This window comes from Streptomyces sp. NPDC005774 (assembly GCF_042871645.1).
Taxonomy (GTDB): domain Bacteria; phylum Actinomycetota; class Actinomycetes; order Streptomycetales; family Streptomycetaceae; genus Streptomyces; species Streptomyces pratens.
Genome location: NZ_JBIAIV010000122.1, coordinates 1 through 3,111 on the forward strand (window position 1 = coordinate 1; position 3,111 = coordinate 3,111).

The window sequence follows — 3,111 nt, forward strand, 5'->3', positions numbered from 1 at the left end:
GCTCAGCCCCGTCGCCTACGAGAAGCAGTCGGCTAACATGACACTCGCCGCATAACAACACGAACTGGTGTCCACTTCTCGGGGGGAACCCCCGTCTTCCAGCGCATGGTCCAGCGGGCCTGGCCCTTGCCGGTGGGGTCCAGGCTCATGATGGCCATGTAGACGCACTTCAAGGCGGCGGTCTCGTTCGGGAAGTGCCCGCGTGCCTTGACTGCCCGCCGGATCCTGGCGTTCACGGACTCGATCGCGTTCGTGGTGCAGACGATGCGGCGGATCTCGGTGTCGAAGCGGAGGAACGGGGTGAACTCTTCCCACGCGTTCTCCCAGAGCCGGACGATCGCCGGGTACTTCTTGCCCCAGGTGTCGGCGAACTCAGCGAACCGCTCCAGGGCGGCCTCCTCGGTCGGCGCGGTGTAGACGGGCTTGAGGACACGAGCGATCTTGTCCCAGTCCTGGCGGGCGGCATAGCGGAAGGAGTTCCGCAGCAGGTGGACCACACAGGTCTGCACGATCGTCCTGGGCCAGACGGTCTCGACCGCCTCGGGCAGACCCTTGAGCCCGTCGCAGACCAGCATGAGGACGTCGTTCACGCCACGGTTCTTGATCTCGGTGAGGATGTGCATCCAGTGCTTGGCGCCCTCACCGCCGTCGCCGGCCCACAGGCCCAGGATGTCCCGCCGGCCCTCCGCGGTGACGGCGAGAGCCACGTAGATCGGCCGGTTGGCCACCGCACCGTCGCGGATCTTCACGTGGATCGCGTCGATGAAGACGACCGGGTAGACGACGTCGAGCGGCCGGTTCTGCCACTCGGCCATGCCGTCCAGGACCTTGTCGGTGATGGTGGAGATGGTCTGCTTGGAGACGTCGGCCCCGTAGACCTCGGCGAGGTGGGCCTGGACCTCGCCGGTCGTCAGGCCCTTCGCGGACAGAGAGATCACCATCTCGTCGACGCCGGACAGGCGTTTCTGCCGCTTGCGCACGATCTTCGGCTCGAAGGTTCCGTCCCGGTCGCGGGGCACGGATATCTCGACCGGTCCGACCTCGGTGAGCACGGTCTTGCCGCGGGTGCCGTTGCGGGAGTTGCCGCCGTTCTTGCCGGCCGGGTCGTGCTTGTCATAGCCGAGGTGGTCGGTGATCTCGCCCTCGAGGGCGGACTCCAGGAGCCGCTTGGTCAGCTGCTGGTGGGGGTTGCCCCCTGCGGGGACAGCCCGCCCTCGCCGGTCAGCTGCAGGCCCTCGGCCTGGGCCCGGCCAACCAGTTCGTTGATGAACTGGTCGTCCACCGCCTTCGACGGCTGCGGCTCAGGCATTTCGACGGACTGGGCCTCGGACACGTTCTCACTGGTCATCGGTGCATCTTCCTTGATCAGGAGTTACACCGAACGTTTTACAGTCCCAACCTCGGCTTGTGCTGCGCCTCCGGACGGGCGGGCAGAAGGGCTGAAACTCGGTCAACCTGGTCTGGACGGCGGGATACTTGTGTCGACTCGGTGTCGGGGCGACCAGGGAGTGGGCCGGTGAACTCTGCCGTAGGGGCGGGCCGTTGGGGTGGGCGGCATGTGGTGGTCGTGGGTGGGAGCCTCGCGGGGCTGCTCGCGGCGCATGTGCTGGCCGGGCATGCCGACCGGGTGACCATCGTTGAGCGGGACCGGTTCCCGGGCGGTGCCGAGCCGCGGTCCGGGGTTCCGCAGGGGCGCCATCCCCATGTGCTGCTGCAGGGTGGGCAGGTGGCTATGGAAGCGCTGCTGCCGGGCTTCCTTGCGGAGTTGCGGGAGGCGGGCGCGCCGTGGGTGGGCATGCCGTCGGACATGGTGCTCTGGCAGGCCGGGCGCTGGTTCCGCCGGGTGTCCGCCTCCACGCACATCTACACCGGGTCCCGCGCGCAACTGGAGGAGCTGGTACGGCGGCGGGTTCTCGCCAACCCGCTGATCGGCACCGTGGAGGGCGCCGATGTCGTGGGGCTCCTCGGTGACGCCTCGCGGGTGCGGGGCGTGCTGCTGCGGGAGCGGTCCGGGGACACGCGCGCAGAACCCCGGGCGTTGGAGGCCGACCTGGTCGTCGATGCCTCCGGCACCGGTACGAAGGCCCCGCAGTGGCTCGCCGCGATCGGCGCCGCGGCCCCACACGAGGAGACCCTTGACACGGGCCTCGCCTACGCCTCTCGCGTCTACCGCGGTCCGAAGGGGGTTCTCGACGGTGCGACCGTCGGGTACTACGTCTATCCCGGCCCCTCCCAGCTGCACGGCGGCGGTGCGCTGCCCCTGGAGGACGGCACCCACCTGGTGATCGTCTCCGGGCTGCGCGGCGACGCACCGCCCACAGACGACGACGAGTTCGTAACGTACGCCAAGCGGCTGGGCCATCCGCTCCTGGACCGCTGGATGGACGAGGCCGAACCGCTCTCCCCGCCATTCGGCTACCGGCGCACCGCCAACGTCCGCCGCCGCTACGACCTGCCCGGCCCGCCAGCGGGATTCCTCGCCACCGGCGACGCGCTGTGCACCTTCAACCCGATCTACGGCCAGGGCATGGCCGTCGCCGCGATGAGCGCGGTCGCCCTACGTGACGCGCTCGCTGATCCGCACCGTACGCCTACGACCCGGCGCGCGCAGCGGGCGTTGCTCGCGGCGTCCCGGCAGGCGTGGGACATCTCCGCCGGGGCGGACCGCAAGATGCCGGGTGCCCTTGGCAACGCCCTCGACGGCGGTCCCGCGGACCGGGTCGCGGACTGGTACCTGCGCCGGGTCCAGGAGAGGGCACCCGGCGACCCGGTCGTGGGCGGCGCCTTCCGTGCCGTACTAACGCTCGCCCGACCCGTCTCCGCGCTGTTCGCTCCGCCGGTGGCCCGCGCCGTCCTCTTCGCTCGGCCGGCGCCGACGCCGACGGAGCCTCCCGCGGCACCGGAGGGACCCGAGGTCTGAGCGGGCGGGATCTGGACAGGCGAGTGGCATCGGTCTAGACCTCTTCCGGGTTCTCCGGCCTGATCGGAGCGTGGAGAAAGCGCGTCTGCCGACCACTGAGGCTGCGCCAAGCTCGTTTCCGCAGTTCAGTGAGGCTGGCGTGATCCACCGGTGAGGTCCTCACGCTGGTAGGCGGCATGATCGTCGGGGCT

1 protein-coding gene and 1 pseudogene are annotated in these 3,111 nt (G+C 69.8%); one reads left to right on the forward strand and one right to left on the reverse strand.

The annotated features are described in order from the left end of the window. Positions 1-32 precede the first annotated feature (32 nt). A pseudogene (locus ACFYQA_RS39285) lies at positions 33-1,309 on the reverse strand (IS256 family transposase). Positions 1,310-1,567: 258 nt separating this feature from the next. On the opposite strand from ACFYQA_RS39285, the gene ACFYQA_RS39290 reads away from it, so the two are divergent. Continuing rightward, on the forward strand, positions 1,568-2,920 hold the full coding sequence (locus tag ACFYQA_RS39290) for an FAD-dependent oxidoreductase (RefSeq protein ID WP_388928612.1): 1,353 nt from the start codon (positions 1,568-1,570) through the stop codon (positions 2,918-2,920). Positions 2,921-3,111: the final 191 nt, after the last annotated feature.